The organism is Kitasatospora sp. NPDC096128 (assembly GCF_040303105.1).
Lineage (GTDB): Bacteria > Actinomycetota > Actinomycetes > Streptomycetales > Streptomycetaceae > Kitasatospora.
In genome coordinates this window covers 1-16,664 of sequence record NZ_JBEOSP010000031.1, presented here as the reverse complement: position 1 = coordinate 16,664, position 16,664 = coordinate 1, and the positions used below count along the sequence as shown (strand labels likewise).

General features: G+C 72.9%; 13 protein-coding genes. 9 read left to right on the top strand and 4 right to left on the bottom strand.

From position 1 onward, the window contains the following. Positions 1-187 precede the first annotated feature (187 nt). Complete coding sequence (locus tag ABTY61_RS29035; protein WP_350508063.1) at positions 188-370, bottom strand: hypothetical protein; 183 nt, start codon at positions 368-370, stop codon at positions 188-190. A 671-nt stretch (positions 371-1,041) separates the two neighbouring features. Between ABTY61_RS29035 and ABTY61_RS29030 the strand changes: the two genes are divergently transcribed. The 6 genes from ABTY61_RS29030 (at position 1,042) to ABTY61_RS29005 (ending at position 5,704) form a co-directional block, all read left to right on the top strand. Continuing rightward, positions 1,042-1,500 carry a GntR family transcriptional regulator gene (locus ABTY61_RS29030; protein WP_350508062.1) on the top strand — a complete coding sequence of 153 codons (459 nt, stop codon included), beginning with the start codon at positions 1,042-1,044 and terminating at the stop codon, positions 1,498-1,500. Further along, positions 1,497-2,609, top strand: coding sequence for a DUF1648 domain-containing protein (locus ABTY61_RS29025; protein ID WP_350508061.1), 1,113 nt, complete (start codon positions 1,497-1,499; stop codon positions 2,607-2,609). Before ABTY61_RS29030 ends, ABTY61_RS29025 begins: the two co-directional genes overlap by 4 nt. A 44-nt stretch (positions 2,610-2,653) precedes the next feature. After that, positions 2,654-3,730: an alpha/beta hydrolase family protein gene (locus ABTY61_RS29020; protein WP_350508060.1), complete on the top strand. Its 1,077-nt coding sequence runs from the start codon at positions 2,654-2,656 to the stop codon at positions 3,728-3,730. Positions 3,731-4,023: 293 nt separating this feature from the next. Then, positions 4,024-4,476, top strand: a complete 453-nt coding sequence (locus tag ABTY61_RS29015; RefSeq protein ID WP_350508059.1) for a hypothetical protein — start codon at positions 4,024-4,026, stop codon at positions 4,474-4,476. Positions 4,477-4,797: 321 nt separating this feature from the next. Beyond that, positions 4,798-5,463 (top strand): hypothetical protein, encoded by a 666-nt coding sequence (locus ABTY61_RS29010; RefSeq protein WP_350508058.1) that lies wholly within the window; start codon positions 4,798-4,800, stop codon positions 5,461-5,463. Between the two features lie 58 nt (positions 5,464-5,521). Continuing rightward, positions 5,522-5,704, top strand: coding sequence for a hypothetical protein (locus tag ABTY61_RS29005; protein WP_350508057.1), 183 nt, complete (start codon positions 5,522-5,524; stop codon positions 5,702-5,704). Between the two features lie 166 nt (positions 5,705-5,870). On the opposite strand, the gene ABTY61_RS29000 is transcribed toward ABTY61_RS29005, so the two are convergent. Beyond that, positions 5,871-7,817, bottom strand: coding sequence for a potassium transporter Kup (locus tag ABTY61_RS29000; RefSeq protein ID WP_350508056.1), 1,947 nt, complete (start codon positions 7,815-7,817; stop codon positions 5,871-5,873). A gap of 138 nt (positions 7,818-7,955) precedes the next feature. Beyond that, on the bottom strand, positions 7,956-9,209 hold the full coding sequence (locus tag ABTY61_RS28995) for an RNA-guided endonuclease InsQ/TnpB family protein (protein ID WP_350508055.1): 1,254 nt from the start codon (positions 9,207-9,209) through the stop codon (positions 7,956-7,958). 678 nt (positions 9,210-9,887) lie between these two features. Here ABTY61_RS28995 and ABTY61_RS28990 point away from each other — a divergent pair. Both ABTY61_RS28990 and ABTY61_RS28985 read left to right on the top strand, forming a co-directional pair. Beyond that, complete coding sequence (locus ABTY61_RS28990) at positions 9,888-10,535, top strand: hypothetical protein (protein WP_350508054.1); 648 nt, start codon at positions 9,888-9,890, stop codon at positions 10,533-10,535. Between the two features lie 130 nt (positions 10,536-10,665). Continuing rightward, the gene (locus ABTY61_RS28985) at positions 10,666-11,703 is read left to right on the top strand and encodes a GDP-mannose 4,6-dehydratase (protein WP_350508053.1); all 1,038 of its coding nucleotides are present in this window, start codon (positions 10,666-10,668) and stop codon (positions 11,701-11,703) included. A 50-nt stretch (positions 11,704-11,753) separates the two neighbouring features. Here the strand turns inward: ABTY61_RS28985 and ABTY61_RS28980 are convergent, their stop codons facing one another. Next, positions 11,754-12,068, bottom strand: coding sequence for a chorismate mutase family protein (locus ABTY61_RS28980; protein WP_350508052.1), 315 nt, complete (start codon positions 12,066-12,068; stop codon positions 11,754-11,756). Positions 12,069-12,340: 272 nt separating this feature from the next. On the opposite strand from ABTY61_RS28980, the gene ABTY61_RS28975 reads away from it, so the two are divergent. Beyond that, positions 12,341-16,664, top strand: a 4,324-nt coding sequence (locus tag ABTY61_RS28975) for a type I polyketide synthase (protein WP_350508051.1), incomplete at its 3' end; no start/stop codon positions are given.

The following is a 16,664-nucleotide window of genomic DNA, read 5'->3' as shown; positions in this document are numbered from 1 at the left end:
GACGGGCGAATCCGCGCAAGGACCGGGTGAGCAGGCTGATCCCGGAAGCTCAGCACGGGGTCAGGCTGCCCACGGCCTATCGGAGATTCCTGACCTAAGTGGGCCGCGACGGCGCCGGCCCGCACTACGGGCGGCGTCCGATCGCATTCAGCCCGTCGACGTCCCAGTCCTTCAGCGGCGGCGCCGATCAGTCGGCCCTCGCTCCGGTCTCGGCGTCGACGAGCCGGAGCATGCTGTGCCAACCGTCCCTGCTGCCGCCGCGGCCGCGCAGCAGGACGCCGTCGCCGGGCCGGGCCGGCCGCTGGTGGGTATCGCCCGGGCCGCGCCACAGCACGCGGCCGGCGCGCGGGGCGAGGAGTTCGGCCCCCATCGCGGCTCGCGTACGCGTGGTGCGCTCCGGCCACCAGGTCCAGGCTGCGTCGGCGGCGCAGCAGGCGGTGCGGTAGGTCGGGGCAGCGGCGCAGCGATCCCGGCTCGTGCGGCGGCGCCGTCAGCAGGCTGCCCGTCGCGCGCCCGCACGTAGAGCCAGCCGTCGGCGGCGACGGGTTTGGGGTCGCCGAAGGCGAGCCGGCGCTGAAACAGGCGCAGGCTCCGCGCGAGCCCCTCGGGCTCGAAGGGGCGCAGTACACGCAGCGGCCGACGCTCCAGCTCAGGGTGGACGCAGAGCGTGCGCGCGCCCTCCCACAGGCTCGCGTAGTAGTAGTGGTTCGTGCTCGCCCGGGGTGCGCGAACAGAGCCGAGCGGCTCGCCGGTGCGCGGGTCCAACCGGCCCAGCGTGTTCTCCGACCTGGACCAGAGGAAGAGCGCGCACTCGTCCTCGATGCCGCGGTCGCGGGCAGGACGCAGCAGGTCGCCGTCGAGCCACGGCGCCTTGTCGGTGCGGCGGGCGGGCCAGCACCGCTCGCCGGTACGTGGCTGAGTCCCCGCGCTCGGCCACGGCAGCCACGGCCGTCTTGACACCACACTGACGCTCCGTTCCTTGCGAGCGACCGATGGTCTGTTCTATAAGTAATAGAGCAGATAAACCCCAGGGAGTCACGCGTGATCCTGAGCATCGACCTGAGCAGCGCCGTCCCGATCTACCAGCAGATCCGGGACCAGGTCGTGGCGGCCATCGCGGTGGGCGAGTTGGTGGAGGGAAGCGCCCTGCCGTCGACCCGACAGCTCGCCGGCGACCTCGGCATCAACTTCCACACCGTCAACAAGGCCTACGACCTGCTGCGCCAGGAGGGACTGCTGCGGCTGAACCGTAAGAGCGGCGCCGTGGTGCAGCGGGACGCTCACTCCGGACCGCCGCCTCCCGGCTTCGCCGACGAGTGGTCGGTCCGGCTGCGGACGCTGCTCGCCGAGGCGGCGGCGCAAGGGGTGGACGCGGAGGCCGTGCTGACGATGTGCGGACGGGTCGTCGGTTCCTTCGGGGCCCGCCTCGGCGGGCGGGGCGGCGAACCGCGCGATGGAGAGCTCGGCGTGGAACACAGAGGCCTAGGAGAGCCGGCATGATGTCCGGAACAGCTGTCGTTCAGGTGGTCATACCCTTCGTCATACTGCTGATGGCGTGGCTGATGCCCGCCCTCACCGGGCCGACCCTGCCCTTCGGGGTGCGGACCCCGCCGGCACACGCCAACGCCCCCGTGATCGCCGAACAGCGGCGCGCGTACCGCTGGTGGGTGGGGGGCGTCGGCGGCGCGGCGCTCGCGGCCGAGCTCGTATGCTGCCTCGTCTTCCCGAGCACACCGCTGTTCGCAGGAGCGTCGACGGCAATCGCGGTGGTGTCCACAACCGGGTACCTTCGCGCCCGTCGCGCGATCCTGACGGTCAAGCTCGGCGAGGACTGGTACGGCGGCCTGCGCCAGGTGGTCGCCGTGGACACCACGCTGCGGACCGAGCCGGTGCGCTATCCCTGGCGGTGGGCCGCGCCCGCGCTGCTCGTCCCCGTGTTCTCCGCAGTGCTCGCCGCGGTGGAGTACCCGTCGATGCCGGCCCGGCTGCCGATGCACTACGCCACCCACGGGCAGGCCGACCGGCTGGCGGACAAGTCGATCGGCACCGCCTTCGCACCGGTCTTCATCCAACTCGCGCTCACCGGGCTGCTCCTGCTGGTGACCCGGCTGGCACTCCGCTCCCGGGCCGCACTCGACCCCGCGCGGCCGGCGACCAGCGCTGCGCGGCACCGGCGATTCGTCGTCCGAACCGCGGGCTCGGTCATGCTGCTGGGGGCCTGCGTCAACCTGGGCATGCTGGCCGCTGCCTGGCAGACCTGGCACGGCAACCTTTCCTTCTCCCCTCTCCCCGTGCTGGCGCCGATCACGGCAGGCCTGCTCGTCGTCGTCGCGATCGCGCTGCGCACCGGGCAGGGCGGGAGCCGCCTGGCGACGAGTGAACCGGACGACGCGGCGGGCGGGCCGGCGGACCCGCGGGTGGTGGCCCCGGACGACGACCGCCACTGGCGCGCCGGCGGGCTGTTCTACCTCAACCGGCAGGACCCATCCCTACTCGTCGCCAAGCGGTTCGGCATCGGCTGGACCCTCAACTTCGGCAATCCCCGGTGCCTGCTGCTACTCGTGGGGCTGGCCGTCTTCATCACGGTCCTGAACCTGATCGGCCACTGAGCTCCCGGAGCTCGAAGCCACACCCCAACTCACAGGAGAAACACATGCGTTGGAGTACCTTAGCGATCGCTGCCACACTGGCCGCGGTCACCGTGACGGGACTGGGCACGCCCGCCGCCAACGCGGCCGCACCGGCCGCACTCGTCCCCACCGCAGACCGCACGGTTCAGTTCACAGTGGACGGCACCACCGCCTACGGCACCCTGCACGTCCCCGCCCACCGGGCCGGCCACCACCTCGCCGCCGCCCTACTGCTGCCCGGCAGCGGCCCGACGGACCGCAACGGCGACGAGCCGCCCCAGCTCACGCCCGGGACCCTGGCACTGATAGCCGACACCCTCGGCGCCGACGGCGTGATGACGCTGCGCTTCGACAAGTACTTCACCGGCAGCACCGGAGCCGGCGCCTACCAGGGCGACCCCGGCCGGCTGGACCTGGCCGCCTTCACCCGCCAGGCCGCGGCCGCCTACACCACCCTGCACAACCAACCGGAGGCCGACCCACACGCCCTGCTGGTCGTCGGCCACAGCGAAGGCGGACTGCAGGCGCTGCTCCTCGCCCGCACGGTACGGCCCGCGCCGGCCGGCCTCGCACTGCTGGCCCCGCAGGACGAGCGCCTGCTGGATCTCCTGGCCGCCCAGTTTGACACCCAGCTCGACCAGGCCGTGACGGCCGGGCAGTTGACCGAGCCGGTGGCCCAGGCGAACAAGTCGGCCATGGCCGCCGCCATCGCCGACTTCCGGGCCGGGCGCCCCACTGACACGAGCGCCCTGCTGCCGCCGCTCGCCTCGCTGCTGAACGCCCTGTTCGGCCCGAACAACGCCCGCTTCGTCCGCAGCGACGACGACGTCCACCCGCCGGACGCCGCCCGGGCGATCCGGCCCGGCACCCGCGTCACCGTCACCTGCGGCACCGCGGACACCAACGTGCCCTGCGCGACCACGACGCCGCTGCTCGCCGCACTCGCCCGCGCGCACACCACCGGCCCGGGACTGCGCACCCTGGCCGGCCTGGACCACTTCCTGCACCCGGCCGGCACGCCGGTGAACGACCGGACGCTCGCCCCGGCCGCCGCGACGGCGCTGCACGAGTTCGCGTGCCCCTGGAAGTCGGCCGAATAGCCGGCCCGCTCTCCGGCCGGTGCACGACAGGCCCCGCTGGGCGGCCCCGAGGGCTCCCGACCGGGAACTGCGAACCGAGGCGGCGCCGGAGGCCGCCGAGCGCCAGGCCCCAGCGAGCCAATGAACAAGGCGGTTGGAGCGACCGTCAATGTCATGGAGATCGCTAATTCATCGTTAGGGTACTCCGCCGGCACGTTCTGTCGGTCTCGGGGTGCGGCATCGTCGCAGGACGACGTCTCGCAGACGCGCCGTCTGCGACCGCGTCCGACCGACCATCTCACGGGGGAACGTTCATGACACAGTTGCTCATCGAAGAGAACTTCCAGCACCTCGACGGCCAGGACGTGGAGGTGCTGATCGAGGCCCTTGCCGAGCTCGGCCTCAGCGCGGAGCCCACCCAGCCCCGCACGGGGGCCCGAAGGGGTGACTGGGCGCTCGTCCTGCACTGGCTCGGAGAGGACACGGGGCAGATCACCGAGGATGCCGTGGCGGCGGCGCTCGTCACGGCCGTGACGGAGGTGCTGGGCCAGGTGCACCCGGCCGGGCCCGGCGGGACCAGCGTGCGGGGCCGCACGCTGCCGGTCCGAATCGACATTCGCGGGCGCTCCGGGGAGCTGATCAAGTCCGTCGCGGTGCCGGGCGCAGAGGTGAAGCCGGCGGCTGCGTCGTGGTGGCGCGGGCGGCACCTGGCGGCCGCCGACGGCGCGCCGCGCCTGGGCCCGTCGAGTCTCGCGGGTGAGATGTAGCAGCGCGGGCGAGCCGGGTGACGATGATGAATGCCACGCGAGACCATCGACAGGCCCCGGCTCCGCACCGCACCGGCAGCCTCCTTCCTGGCAGGTTCCGTCGGCCGGACCGGCCTTCGGAGCGGCACCCGTCAAAGCCCTGCGTCCGGGCGATGCGGAATTGATGATTCCCTTACTCGCCCAACTGGTGTGGCCGGTGGGACCATTGGGGCGCGCGCCGGCCAGTGTCCGGCGTGACATCAACTGGGGGTTGAATTGAACAGTGTTGTGAGACGCGCGTCCCTTGGCGGAGTCGCACTGATCGCGGCCACCGGCCTGCTGATGACGATCTCGCCCGCGGCCTCGGCCGCCCCGGTGGGCTCGCACCAGGTGCAGACCGGCTCGAAGGCGCCGCAGGGACCGGCGACGGGCAGCCGCCTGCCCAGCGGCGAGGTCGCTCCGCAGTCCAGCCCGCTGCACGTGCTCAACGGGTACGTCACCTTCTCCAATTCCGGGTATTCGATCGACGCTCCGGCATCGGTGCTGAAGCAGGTGCCCGCGACGCAGCTCGCGCAGCTGCGGTCGTATGTGGCGGACGTGAACGCCAACATCAGGAGCGGGAAGCTCGCGATGTCGCCGGAAGGCGTGGCGGTCCCCACCAACGTCCTCACTGACGAGATCGGGCAGTCGACCGGCCAGACCGGCCACCCCAGCCCGAACGCGACCTGGCGCGGCCGACACGGCTACATCAAGACGCACTGGTACGGCGTCGAGGTCGGCCTGGACTCCTGGCTCACCAACAAGGTCGAGGGCGGCTTCTGGACCGGTGCCGGCATCTCCGGGCTGGTGGCCGCGCTGGGCGGCGGCCCGTACGCCGCTGCCGTCGCCGCCGCGCTCGGCGTCATCGCCGGCGGGATCCAGGTCTGCCAGCACCAGAACGGCTGGACGTACATCTACTGGGTCGGCGGCATCGGGGCGGGCGGCTTCGTCTGCAACCCCTTCGGGTGATCCGGTCCCCGTCGGACTCGGTGGATCTCGGCGGACGGATCGGCGAAAGGCGGACGCGATGAGACAGGTGACGGCCGCGGTCGTGGTAGGCCTCCTGGCCCTTGCGGCCCTGACCGCCCTGATCGCGGAGTGGGACTCCTCCCGGAATGACGCAAACCTCCTCGGAGGGGCGGCGTTCACGGCCTCACTCGTGTTCTTCGCGCTCGGCCGGACGAAGACGAAGCGGAAGAAGACCCGCTGAACGACGGGGCGTTGACGGAGCTGGTGGCGCCCGGCCCGACAGGCCGGGCGCCATCGCGTCGTGTACGGGATCGTGGCCGAGGGGTCGGCTCCCGGGCTACGCCGTCCACCGGGGTGGACGACGGAGCCCGGGGCCGAGGTGCGTCCGAACCGTGTGGAAGACGCGCCTACACCTCGATGTGCGAGCCCATGATGACCGTGCGCTCGCGGGGAAGGCCGAAGTACTCGGCGGCGTCGGCGGCGATGTACGAGGTGGCGATGAACAGCCGCTTGCGCCAGGGGGCCATGGTCGGGGCCTTCCCGCGCCGCAGCTCGATCTTGGACAGGAAGTAGGACGCCTGACCGAGTTGCAACGGCCCCTCGGTCCGGGTGGGTTCGAGCATCGAGAGCACGCCCGGCACGTCCGGTGTCTCCATGTAGCCGAACCGGGCGGTGACGTGGATGATCCGGTCCTCGGCGTAGCCGAGGTCGTCGACGACGAGCCGCCGGTCGTCGGGGAGGCGCGGCAGCGGCTCGGTCTCGATGGACAGGATCACGACGTGGTCGTGCCGGACGTGGTTGTGCTCGACGTTGGCCCGCATGGCCAGTGGCGCCGTCTGCTTGCCCCGGTTGAGGAAGACGGCGGTGCCGGGGACCCGCAGCGCCGGCACCGCCCCGCTGTGCAGGCGGTCGACGAACTCGCGCAAGGGGCCCTCATGGCGCGCCCGCTCCGCCGTGACGACCTCGCGTCCGCGCTGCCAGGTCGTCATGACGGCGAACACGGTGATGCCGATCAGCAGCGGCAGCCACGCGCCGTGGACGAGCTTGGTCACGTTGGCCGCCACGAACAGCAGGTCCACGGTGAGCAGCACCGTCGCGCCGGTGACGAGCAGCCAGACCGGGGTGGCCCACTTCTCCCGGGCGACGTAGAAGAACAGCAGGGTGGAGATGGTGATGGTTCCGGTGACCGCCATGCCGAACGCGAAGGCCAGGGCGGTGGAGCTGCGGAAGGCGAAGACCAGGGTGAGCACCGAGACCATCAGCAGCCAGTTGATCCAGGGGACGTAGATCTGACCCACGGTGGACTCTGAGGTGTGTGCGATGCGCAGCCTCGGCAGGTAGCCGAGCTGGGCGGCCTGGGAGGTGACCGAGTAGGCGCCGGTGATCACCGCCTGGGAGGCGATCACGGTCGCGGCCGTGGCCAGTACGACCATCGGCAGCCGTCCCCAGTGGGGAACGAGCAGGAAGAACGGGCTGCTCACGTCGGCCGGACCGGCGAGGATCAGCGCGCCCTGACCGAGGTAGCTCAGGATGCAGGCGGGGAAGACGAGGACCAGCCAGGCCCGGGTGATCGACCGGCGGCCGAAATGTCCCATGTCGGCGTAGAGCGCCTCGGCGCCGGTGACCGCGAGCACGACGGCGGCCAGCGCGAAGAAGGCGGTGCCGAAGTGGCCGAACAGGAAGCCCAAGGCGTAACCCGGTGACAGCGCCCTGAGGATCTGCGGGTGGTCGGCGATCTCGCTCACTCCGCAGGCCCCGATGGCCACGAACCAGGCGATCATCACAGGTCCGAACAGCCGGCCCACCGCCGCGGACCCCCTGCGCTGCACCAGGAACAGCAGCACGATGATCACCGCGGTGAGTGGGACGACGGCGCTTTCCAGCGACGGCTCGACGACCTTGAGCCCTTCGATCGCCGAGAGCACCGAGATCGCCGGGGTGATCATGCTGTCGCCGAAGAACAGCGACGCGCCGAAGATGCCGAGTGCGGCCAGTGCGGCGGTGGTCCGCCGGCCGCGCGGTGAGCCGGACCGCCGCAGGAGCGTGATCAGCGCCATGATGCCGCCCTCGCCGTCGTTGTCGGCGCGCATCGCCAGGAACACGTAGGTGACCAGGACGATGATCACCACCGACCAGAACACCAGCGACACCACCCCGTACACGTTCTCCGCGGTGACCGGGACGGGGTGGGGGTCGCTCGGATCGAAGACGGTCTGGAGGGTGTAGATCGGGCTGGTCCCGATGTCGCCGAAGACCACCCCGAGCGCGGCGATCACCACCGCCGGACGCACGGAGTCGTGCACGCCGTGATGAGGAGCGTCCGGCCGCCGCGCCGGGGAGCCGCTGTCGGCCATGGTGGACCTCCTCCGTGCGGGGCTGCTGGGTCGCAGACCAGGGGCATCCTGGCGGACGATACCGATCCCGCCGTGTGATCGTAGGGAGGCGTGCGCCGCCGCTCCCCGAACGGCCGGTTGTTTGACATCCTCCCCGCCCTAATGGACGGGGATTCCTCCCGCGCCTGCGGCACGGATACCCGTGAGTGGCAGGTTGCCGAGGTGGGTTCCCCGTTCAACGGGCCGTGCCTGGCGTGGGATTGCCACGCCGGGTCTGACCGGCTCTCCGGGGGCGTTTAGCCTGTCCGCCTGCCCGGCGGCCAGGATGTTTCGAGCGGCATTGAGGTCACGGTCATGGAGCACACCACACGCCCCGCAAGCCCACGCGCGGACGGCGAGGGGCTTGGGGCCATCGCGGTGCCCGCACTGCGAGCAGAGCTGCGAGGACGGGAACGCGCGGTGCACGATGCCGATGGTGCGCCCGTACCGCGCGGCCTTCTCCTCCAGGAGACGCCGGAAGGTGGACCATCCGGCGTCGTGGACGGACTTGGCCGGCCAGCCACGGCCGAGGCCGCGCACGTTCAGATCCTCCAGGTACACCGCTTGGTTCTCACGGATGATCCTGGTGGTCTGCTTATGCAGCCAGTCCATGCGGGTGTCGGCCACCTTGGCGTGCGCTTTGGCGACCTTGCGCCGGGCCTTGGCCCGGTTCTTCGACCCCTTCGCCTTGCGGGACAGCGCCCGCTGCGCGGCCTTGAGTTTCTTCTCCGCCGCGCGCAGGAAACGCGGGTTGTCGATCACCCTGCCGTCGGAGAGGACGGCGTAGGTGGTCAGTCCGAGGTCGATACCGACCTCGGTGTCCAGCTCGGGAAGGTGCTCCGGCTCGACTTCCACAACGAAACTCGCGTAGTACCGGCCCGACGGATCGAGCATGATCGTCACCGAGGACGGCTCGGCGGGCAGCACACGCGACCACTTCACCCGCACATCGCCGATCTTCGCCAGATACAGCTTCCCGTTGCCCCGGATACGGAACCCGTTGCGGGTGAACCGAAGGCTCTGCCGGCTGTCCCGCTTCGACTTGAAACGGGGAAGCCCGACCGGACGCCCGGCGCGCCTGCCGGACACCGAGTCGAAGAAGTTGCGGTACGCGGTGTCCAGGTCCCGCAGGGACTGGATCAGCGGGTCCACACCGACCGAGGCGAGCCACACCCGCTCGGCGGTGCGCTTCGCCGCTGTGATCACCAGCTTCTGCAAGTCGGTGCCCTTGGGGTACGGAAGGCCGTCCTTACGGGCCTGCTTCCGAGCCGCCAGAGCATCGTTGTACACCACCCGCGCACACCCGAACGTGCGCGCCAGCGCGGAGCGCTGACCAGCCGTCGGACAGATGCGATAGGAGTACCGAAGATGCACGAGATCAACCTACCGAAAGCCACTGACAACGGCCCCTGTCCAAACTCCGAAGCTCGCTCCGCCGCTTCGCGGCTCCGAGCCAAGAACCCATTCCTCCCCGGCCTGAAGGCCGGGGCATCCTGGGAGATCAATTGGTGAACGCGCCACGCGGGCCGGGCGGGTGGCCGCTGACGGCATCATGACGCCCGGCCGCGGGTTCCTGACGGGCCTCTGACGTGCGGGGTTCCCGGTGACGACCGGCCCGCTCACCGGGTGAGGGCGGGGCCGGCCCAGTACACCACCTCGCGCCGGAGGGCCCGGAAGCCGGCGGCCGCGGCGAGGGCCCGGCTCGCGTGGTTGCCGTCCGGCGCCGACCATGTCGGGACGAGGCCGGCATGTTCCCGTTGTGGAGGATAGGAGGAGGCCGGGGTTGGTCGTTGACGGAAGCCCGGCGGCGCGGCGGCCGACCCTGACGGTTCCCCGTCACTGGGACGCGGGTTGAGCGGTACCCGGTCGTGGAGGGCCACCGGTTGAGCCCCGACAGCACCGGCCGGCCCGAGGGCGGGCCTCTTGCGTCCGGTGTCCGATCGCGTACAGTCGGTAGCGGTGTGCCGGGAAGTCTGGTCGGCGTGAAGGTCGCGCACGCCTCCGTGCGGTCGGGGGGCGCTGTCGACGTGGTCCCGATCACTGGAGCGCGCCATGGACGTCGTCGTTCCGCTCGTGTTCTTCCTTGCCCTGGTCTCCCTGGTGCTCACAGCGCCGCGCCTCGACGCGCTCCGCGGGCGACGACGGGCGGGGGCGCTGGCCGATGACCTGTTGAAGCGTCACAGTTTGGTGCCCACACCGGATTTCACCGTCTCCCGACTCCCGGTGGCCGGTCCGCCCTTCCACTACGGAGCCGCGCAGCGGCTCGCCGATCAGGTGGGCGGCGTGGTCGACGGCCTGCCGCTCACCGTGGCGGGGTACAGCTGCCGGTACAACGGGGCGACCCATGTCTACGGGATCGCGGTGGTGTCGCTGCCGTTCCCGGTCGACGGGATCGAGGTGCGGCACGAGCGCGTCTTCCACTCCGTCCTCGTCGTCGAGCCGGTGCCCGAGGGCCGGATCAGCAGTGGGGAGACGGAGTTCGACCACCGGTACCGGAGCTACGCAGCCGATCCGGACCAGGCCCGGCGGGTGCTCTCGGCCCAGGGCGTGCGCGAACTGTCGGCCGCGCCGGAGCCGTTCAGCTGGCGCGTGGACGGGGCGGACCTGCTGCTCTGGCGCTCCGGCGGGTGGGACTCGGCGGACTCGCTGCTCGGGTGCGTACGGGCGGTGACCGCCGTGCTCCGGCCCGACGACGGGTGACGGGCCCGGAGCGCCCGTCCGGCCCGCCCGCCGGCCGAGCGGGCGGGAAGTCTCGCAAATTCCTTAGCCGCGTCAGTGGTTCGCTGGCTGTGCCGAGAGCGGTCCGCGAGCAGTGGCTGAAGGGGAACGGATGTCCAAGCGTGCACTGATCACCGGGGTGACCGGCCAGGACGGGTCTTACCTGGCCGAGCACCTGATCTCCCTGGGGTACCAGGTCTGGGGCCTGACCAGGGGGCAGGCCAACCCGCGGAAGGACCGGGTCAGCCGGCTGATCCCGGAGCTGCGCTTCGTCGACGGTGACCTGATGGACCAGAGCAGTCTGGTGTCGGCCGTCGACACGATCCAGCCCGACGAGGTGTACAACCTCGGGGCGATCTCCTTCGTGCCGATGTCCTGGCGGCAGCCGGAACTCGTCACCGAGGTCAACGGCACCGGCGTGCTGCGGGTGCTGGAGGCGATCCGGATGGTCAGCGGCATCAACAAGCCGGCCGGTGCCGCCGACGGCCCCGGCCGGATCCGGTTCTACCAGGCCTCCAGCTCCGAGATGTTCGGCATGGTGGCGGAGACCCCGCAGAACGAGCGGACCACCTTCCACCCGCGCAGCCCGTACGGCGTGGTGAAGACCTACGGTCACTACATCACCCGCAACTACCGCGAGTCCTACGGGATGTACGGTGTCTCGGGGATCCTGTTCAACCACGAGTCGCCGCGCCGCGGGGCCGAGTTCGTGACCCGGAAGATCTCCCTGGCGGTCGCGCAGATCAAGCTCGGCCTGCAGGACCGGCTGCTGCTCGGCAATCTCGACGCCGTCCGCGACTGGGGCTTCGCCGGGGACTACGTCCGGGCGATGCACCTGATGCTCCAGCAGGACGAGCCGGGCGACTACGTCATCGGCACCGGACGGATGCACTCGGTGCGGGACGCGGCCCGGATCGCCTTCGAGTGCGTCGGGCTCGACTGGGAGCACTATGTCGAGGTCGATCCAGGGCTCGTGCGGCCCGCCGAGGTGGAGACGCTCTGCGCCGACGCCGGCAACGCGCGGGAGAAGCTGGGCTGGAACCCGGAGGTCGACTTTCCCGAGCTCATGCGGATGATGGTCGAGTCCGACCTGGAACAGGCGCGTGTGGCCCGCGACTACGACGCGGTGCTGGCCGGCGCCCGCTGGTGACACCCGCCGGGAACGGCGAAGGGCGGTGGGGACTTCGCGTCCCCACCGCCCTACCGTTGTTCGGCGGCCCGCCCGCTCGGCGGCCGGGAGAGCTCCAGGATCGCCAGCGCGATCCCCGCGCCCTGGTCGCCGAGCCGGGCGGCGTACCGGCGCAGCATCGCGTTCTCCTGTGCGAGGCTGGTGGTCGGCAATCCGGCGGCGCGGCGGCTGAGTTGGTGGCCGCGGGCCAGTCGGATGCGGTGGACCAGCTGGGCGATCAGCTGCTCGTCGAGCTCGCTGAGCTCGGCCGCGGCCGGGTCCGCGGTGCCCTCGGCGGAGGGCAGCGGCACTCTCGGTGCGTCGCCGTGCGGGAGGGGTTCGGGCATGGCGGTGATCCTCGTCGATGTCGGAGCGCTCGGCCCGGTCGGGCCGCACCCATGGCTCGCGCAACTGACGATCCAGCCGAACGGCCCGGCAATTCCCTAGAGTCCGGGAGCCGTTCGGACATGATCGACAGACCCTAGGGAAATTCGGCGCGGGCCCGATCGAGACTGGGCGCTGGAGTGCGGGAATGCGAGCGCCGCGCGTGCCGGGCACGCGGGCCGTCCTCAAGCGGATCCCTGCCGTTCGCCGGTCTTCCAGATGGGTTGCGTCGATGATGGACAAGGAACAGAAGCTCCGGGACTACCTCAAGCGGGCCAGCGCGGACCTCCAGCGCTCCCGGCAGCGGGTGGACGAGCTGGAGGCGGCCGCCCGGGAGCCGATCGCCATCGTGGGGATGAGCTGCCGATTCCCCGGCGGGGTCGCCTCTCCCGAGGACCTTTGGGCGATGCTCGTCGCCGGCGAGGACGGCATCACCGGCCTGCCCGCCGACCGTGGTTGGGAGCTCGACCCGGCGGACGGGCCGGTGGACGTCCGGGGCGGGTTCCTCCAGGGCGCCGCGGACTTCGACCCGGGCTTCTTCGGCATCTCCCCGCGCGAGGCGCTGTCCATGGACCCGCAGCAGCGCGTCCTGCTGGAGGCGTCCTGGGAGGCCATCGAGCGGGCGGGCATCGACCCGAGCAGCGTCCGCGGCACCCGCACCGGCGTCTTCGTCGGCGCGATGCCGCAGGACTACCGCACCGGGCCGGACGACGACGTCCAGGGCTTCGTGCTGACGGGCAACGCGACCAGCGTGATCTCCGGCCGCCTCTCCTACGTCCTCGGCGCCGTCGGCCCGGCGGTCACCGTCGACACCGCGTGCTCGTCGTCGCTCGTCGCGCTCCACCTGGCCGCGCAGTCGCTGCGCGCGGGCGAGTGCGCGATGGCGCTCGCCGCGGGCGTCACCGTCATGTCGACCCCCACCACCTTCGTCGAGTTCGCCCGCCAGGGCGGCCTGGCCTCGGACGGCCGCTGCCGCTCCTTCGCCGACGCCGCGGACGGCACCGGATGGGCCGAGGGCGTCGGCGTGCTCGTCCTGGAGCGGCTGTCGGCGGCCCGGCGCAACGGGCACCGGGTGCTGGCCGTCGTGCGCGGCACCGCCGTCAACCAGGACGGCGCCTCCAACGGGCTCACCGCGCCCAACGGGCCCTCCCAGCAGCGCGTCATCGAGCAGGCGCTGCTCAACGCGCGGCTCTCCGCCGACCAGGTGGACGCGGTCGAGGCACACGGCACCGGTACCGTCCTCGGCGACCCGGTCGAGGCCCAGGCGCTGCTCGCCACCTACGGGCGCGCGCGGGACCCGCAGCGCCCGCTGCTGCTCGGCTCGGTGAAGTCGAACCTGAGCCACACCCAGGCTGCCGCCGGCATGGCCGGGGTGATCAAGGCGGTGCTGGCGCTGCGGCACGAACTGCTGCCGCGCACCCTGCACGTGGACGAGCCGTCGACCCACGTCGACTGGGGGTCCGGCGCGGTCCGGCTGCTGACCGAGGCGACGCCGTGGCCGCAGGGCGCCGAGCCGCGCCGGGCGGGCGTCTCGTCCTTCGGCCTCAGCGGCACCAACGCGCACGCCATCATCGAGGAGGCCCCGGCGGTGGAGCAGGCGCCAGGGTCCGGGGCCGCCGAGGCCGGGACGCTGCCCTGGCCGGTATCCGGCCGCACCCCCGAGGCGCTGCGCGCCCAGGCCCGGCGGCTGGCCGCGTTCCTGGCGACGGACGCCGAAGGCTCCGACGCCGACCTCGCACACGCGCTCGCCACCACCCGCGCCGCCCTGGAGCACCGCGCCGTCGTCACCGCGGCCGGCCGCGCCGAGGCCGCCGCGGCGCTCACCGCGCTCGCGGACGGCGAGGGCGACGGCCGGGCCGTCCTGGGCACCACCCAGGGCCGCGGCAAGCTCGCCTTCCTGTTCGCCGGCCAGGGCTCGCAGCGCCTCGGCATGGGCCGCGAACTGGCCGCCCGCTTCCCGGTGTTCGCCGCCGCGCTGGACGAGGTGCTCGCCCGGCTCGACGTCCAGCTCGACGGCCGGCTCGACGGCCGGCCGGGCGCGTCGTTGCGCGAGGTGATCTGGGGTGCCGACGAGGACGCCCTGAACCGCACCGGCCACGCCCAGCCCGCGCTGTTCGCCGTCGAGGTCGCGCTGTACCGGCTGCTGGAGTCCTGGGGCGTGCGCCCGGACTTCCTGGCCGGCCACTCGGTCGGCGAGGTCGCCGCCGCACACGTCGCCGGGGTGTTCTCGCTGGCCGACGCCTGCGCCCTGGTCGCCGCCCGGGCCCGCCTGATGCAGGCCCTGCCGACCGGCGGCGCCATGGTCGCGGTGCAGGCGAGCGAGGACGAGGTCCTCCCGCTGCTCGGCGAGGGCGTGTCGCTCGCCGCCGTCAACGGGCCGCAGGCCGTGGTCGTCGCGGGCGAGACCGCGGCGGCCGAGGCCGTCGGTGCGCACTTCGCCGAACTGGGTCGCAAGGTGCGGCGGTTGCGAGTCTCGCACGCCTTCCACTCGCCGCTCATGGACCCGATGCTCGACGAGTTCCGCGCCGTCGTCGCCGGGCTGGACCCGCAGGCGCCCGCGATCCCGGTCGTCTCGACGCTCACCGGCACGCTCGCCACCGTCGAGCAGCTCACCTCCGCCGACTACTGGGCCGGCCAGGCCCGCCAGGCCGTCCGCTTCGCCGCCGCCGCCGGCTGGCTCGGCGGCCATGGCGCCACCCTGTTCCTCGAACTCGGTCCCGACGGCGCCCTCGCCGCGCTCGCCCGGAGCGCCCTCGACGAGCCGGCCGGCGAAGGGTGCAGCGCCCTCGCCTCGCTGCGCCCCGGCCGCGAGGAGACCGAGGCGCTCACCGAGGCCCTCGCCGGACTGCACGTGCGGGGCGTCCCGGTGCGCTGGGACGCCTACTTCGAGGGCACCGGCGCCCGCCGCGCCGACCTGCCCACCTACGCCTTCCAGCACAAGCGCTACTGGCCGAAGAGCGCGCTCTCGCGCACCGGCGACGTCCGCGCCGCCGGGCTCGGCTCGGCCAACCACCCGCTGCTCGCCGCCGCCGTCTCGCTCGCCGACTCCGACGGCCTGCTGCTGACCGGCCGGCTCTCGCTGCGCACCCACCCGTGGCTGGCCGACCACGTCGTCGACGGCACCGTCCTGCTGCCCGGCACGGCCTTCCTGGAGCTTGCCGTGCGCGCGGGTGACGAGGTCGGCTGCGAGCGCGTCGAGGAGCTGACGCTCACCGCGCCGCTGCCGCTGCCCGAGCAGGGCGGCGTGCAGGTGCAGGTGTGGGCCGGGCGGGCCGACGCGAACGGGCGGCGCACCGTCGGTGTCTACGCCCGTCCCGAGGGCGACGAGGACACCCCGTGGACGCAGCACGCCGACGGCATCCTCGCGTCGGGCGAATCGGTCGGCGAACCCCGGTCCGTCGGCGGGGAGTTCACGCAGTGGCCGCCGGCCGGTGCCGGGGCGCTCGACCTGGACGGCCTGGACGAGCGCCTCGCCGGTGCGGGCTTCCGCTACGGCCCGGCGTTCCGCGGGCTGCGCGCGGCCTGGCGGCGCGGCGAGGAGGTGTTCGCCGAGGTCGCGCTGGACGAGGGCGCGAGCGGCGAGGCGGGCGCGTTCGGCATCCACCCGGCGCTGCTGGACGCGGCGCTGCACGCGACGGCGTTCCTCGGGCTCGGCGGGGTGCCGTTCTCCTGGCAGGACGTCAGCCTGCACGCCGCGGGCGCGTCGGTGGTGCGGGTGCGGTTGTCCGCGACCGGGGACGACTCGGTCGCCGTCGAGGTCGCCGACGCGGCGGGCGGCCCGGTCCTCTCGGTCGGCTCGCTGCTGCTGCGGGCGCTCCCGGGGCCGGCCGGTGCGGGCGCCGGGCCGGTCCGGGACGCGATGTTCGAGTTGCGCTGGTCCCGGCCGCGCGGCGGCGCGCAGGTGCCCGCCTCGGTGGCCGTCCCGGATGCGGACCCGCTCGGCCTCGGCGTGCTGCCGACGGCGGGCGAGGCTCCGGCCGAGGCGGTGCTCGTGCCGCTCGCGGGCGACCCGGCCGACCCGGTCGGCTCGGCCCACGCGCTGACGGCCCTGGCGCTGGCCCGGCTCCAGCAGTGGCTTGCCGCGGACGCGTTCGGCCGACTGGTCTTCGTGACCCGGGGCGCGGTCGCCACCACCGCGGACGAGGAGGTCACCGACCCGGCCGCGGCCGCCGTGTGGGGCCTGGTGCGCTCCGCGCAGGCCGAGCACCCGGGCCGCTTCGGCCTGGTCGACCTGGACCCGGCCGGCGGACCGCTGCCCGAGCGCGCCCTCGGCGGCGACGAGCCGCAGCTGGCCGTGCGCGGCGGCGCCGTGCTCGCGGCCCGGCTGGCCCGCGCGGGCGCGGTGGCCGCGACCGGCGCCGCGTGGAACCCGGACGGGACAGTCCTGATCACCGGCGGCACCGGCGGCCTCGGCGCCGTCCTCGCCCGGCACCTGGTGGCCGAGCACGGCGTCCGCCGCCTCGTGCTCGCGAGCCGCCGCGGCGCCCCGCCCGATGTCGCCGCCGTCCTCGCCGCGCACCTCACCGCGGGAGGCGCCGAGGTAGCCGACGAGGCGTGCG

Excerpts from the sequence above, each read along its gene's own strand:
- ABTY61_RS28985 (WP_350508053.1), top strand. The coding sequence starts at position 10,666 with ATGTCCAAGCGTGCACTGATCACCGGGGTGACCGGCCAGGACGGGTCT.
- ABTY61_RS29035 (WP_350508063.1), bottom strand. The coding sequence starts at position 370 with ATGGGGGCCGAACTCCTCGCCCCGCGCGCCGGCCGCGTGCTGTGGCGC.
- ABTY61_RS29025 (WP_350508061.1), top strand. The coding sequence starts at position 1,497 with ATGATGTCCGGAACAGCTGTCGTTCAGGTGGTCATACCCTTCGTCATA.
- ABTY61_RS29015 (WP_350508059.1), top strand. The coding sequence starts at position 4,024 with ATGACACAGTTGCTCATCGAAGAGAACTTCCAGCACCTCGACGGCCAG.
- ABTY61_RS28980 (WP_350508052.1), bottom strand. The coding sequence starts at position 12,068 with ATGCCCGAACCCCTCCCGCACGGCGACGCACCGAGAGTGCCGCTGCCC.
- ABTY61_RS29020 (WP_350508060.1), top strand. The coding sequence starts at position 2,654 with ATGCGTTGGAGTACCTTAGCGATCGCTGCCACACTGGCCGCGGTCACC.
- ABTY61_RS28990 (WP_350508054.1), top strand. The coding sequence starts at position 9,888 with ATGGACGTCGTCGTTCCGCTCGTGTTCTTCCTTGCCCTGGTCTCCCTG.
- ABTY61_RS29005 (WP_350508057.1), top strand. The coding sequence starts at position 5,522 with ATGAGACAGGTGACGGCCGCGGTCGTGGTAGGCCTCCTGGCCCTTGCG.
- ABTY61_RS29010 (WP_350508058.1), top strand. The coding sequence starts at position 4,798 with ATGACGATCTCGCCCGCGGCCTCGGCCGCCCCGGTGGGCTCGCACCAG.
- ABTY61_RS29000 (WP_350508056.1), bottom strand. The coding sequence starts at position 7,817 with ATGGCCGACAGCGGCTCCCCGGCGCGGCGGCCGGACGCTCCTCATCAC.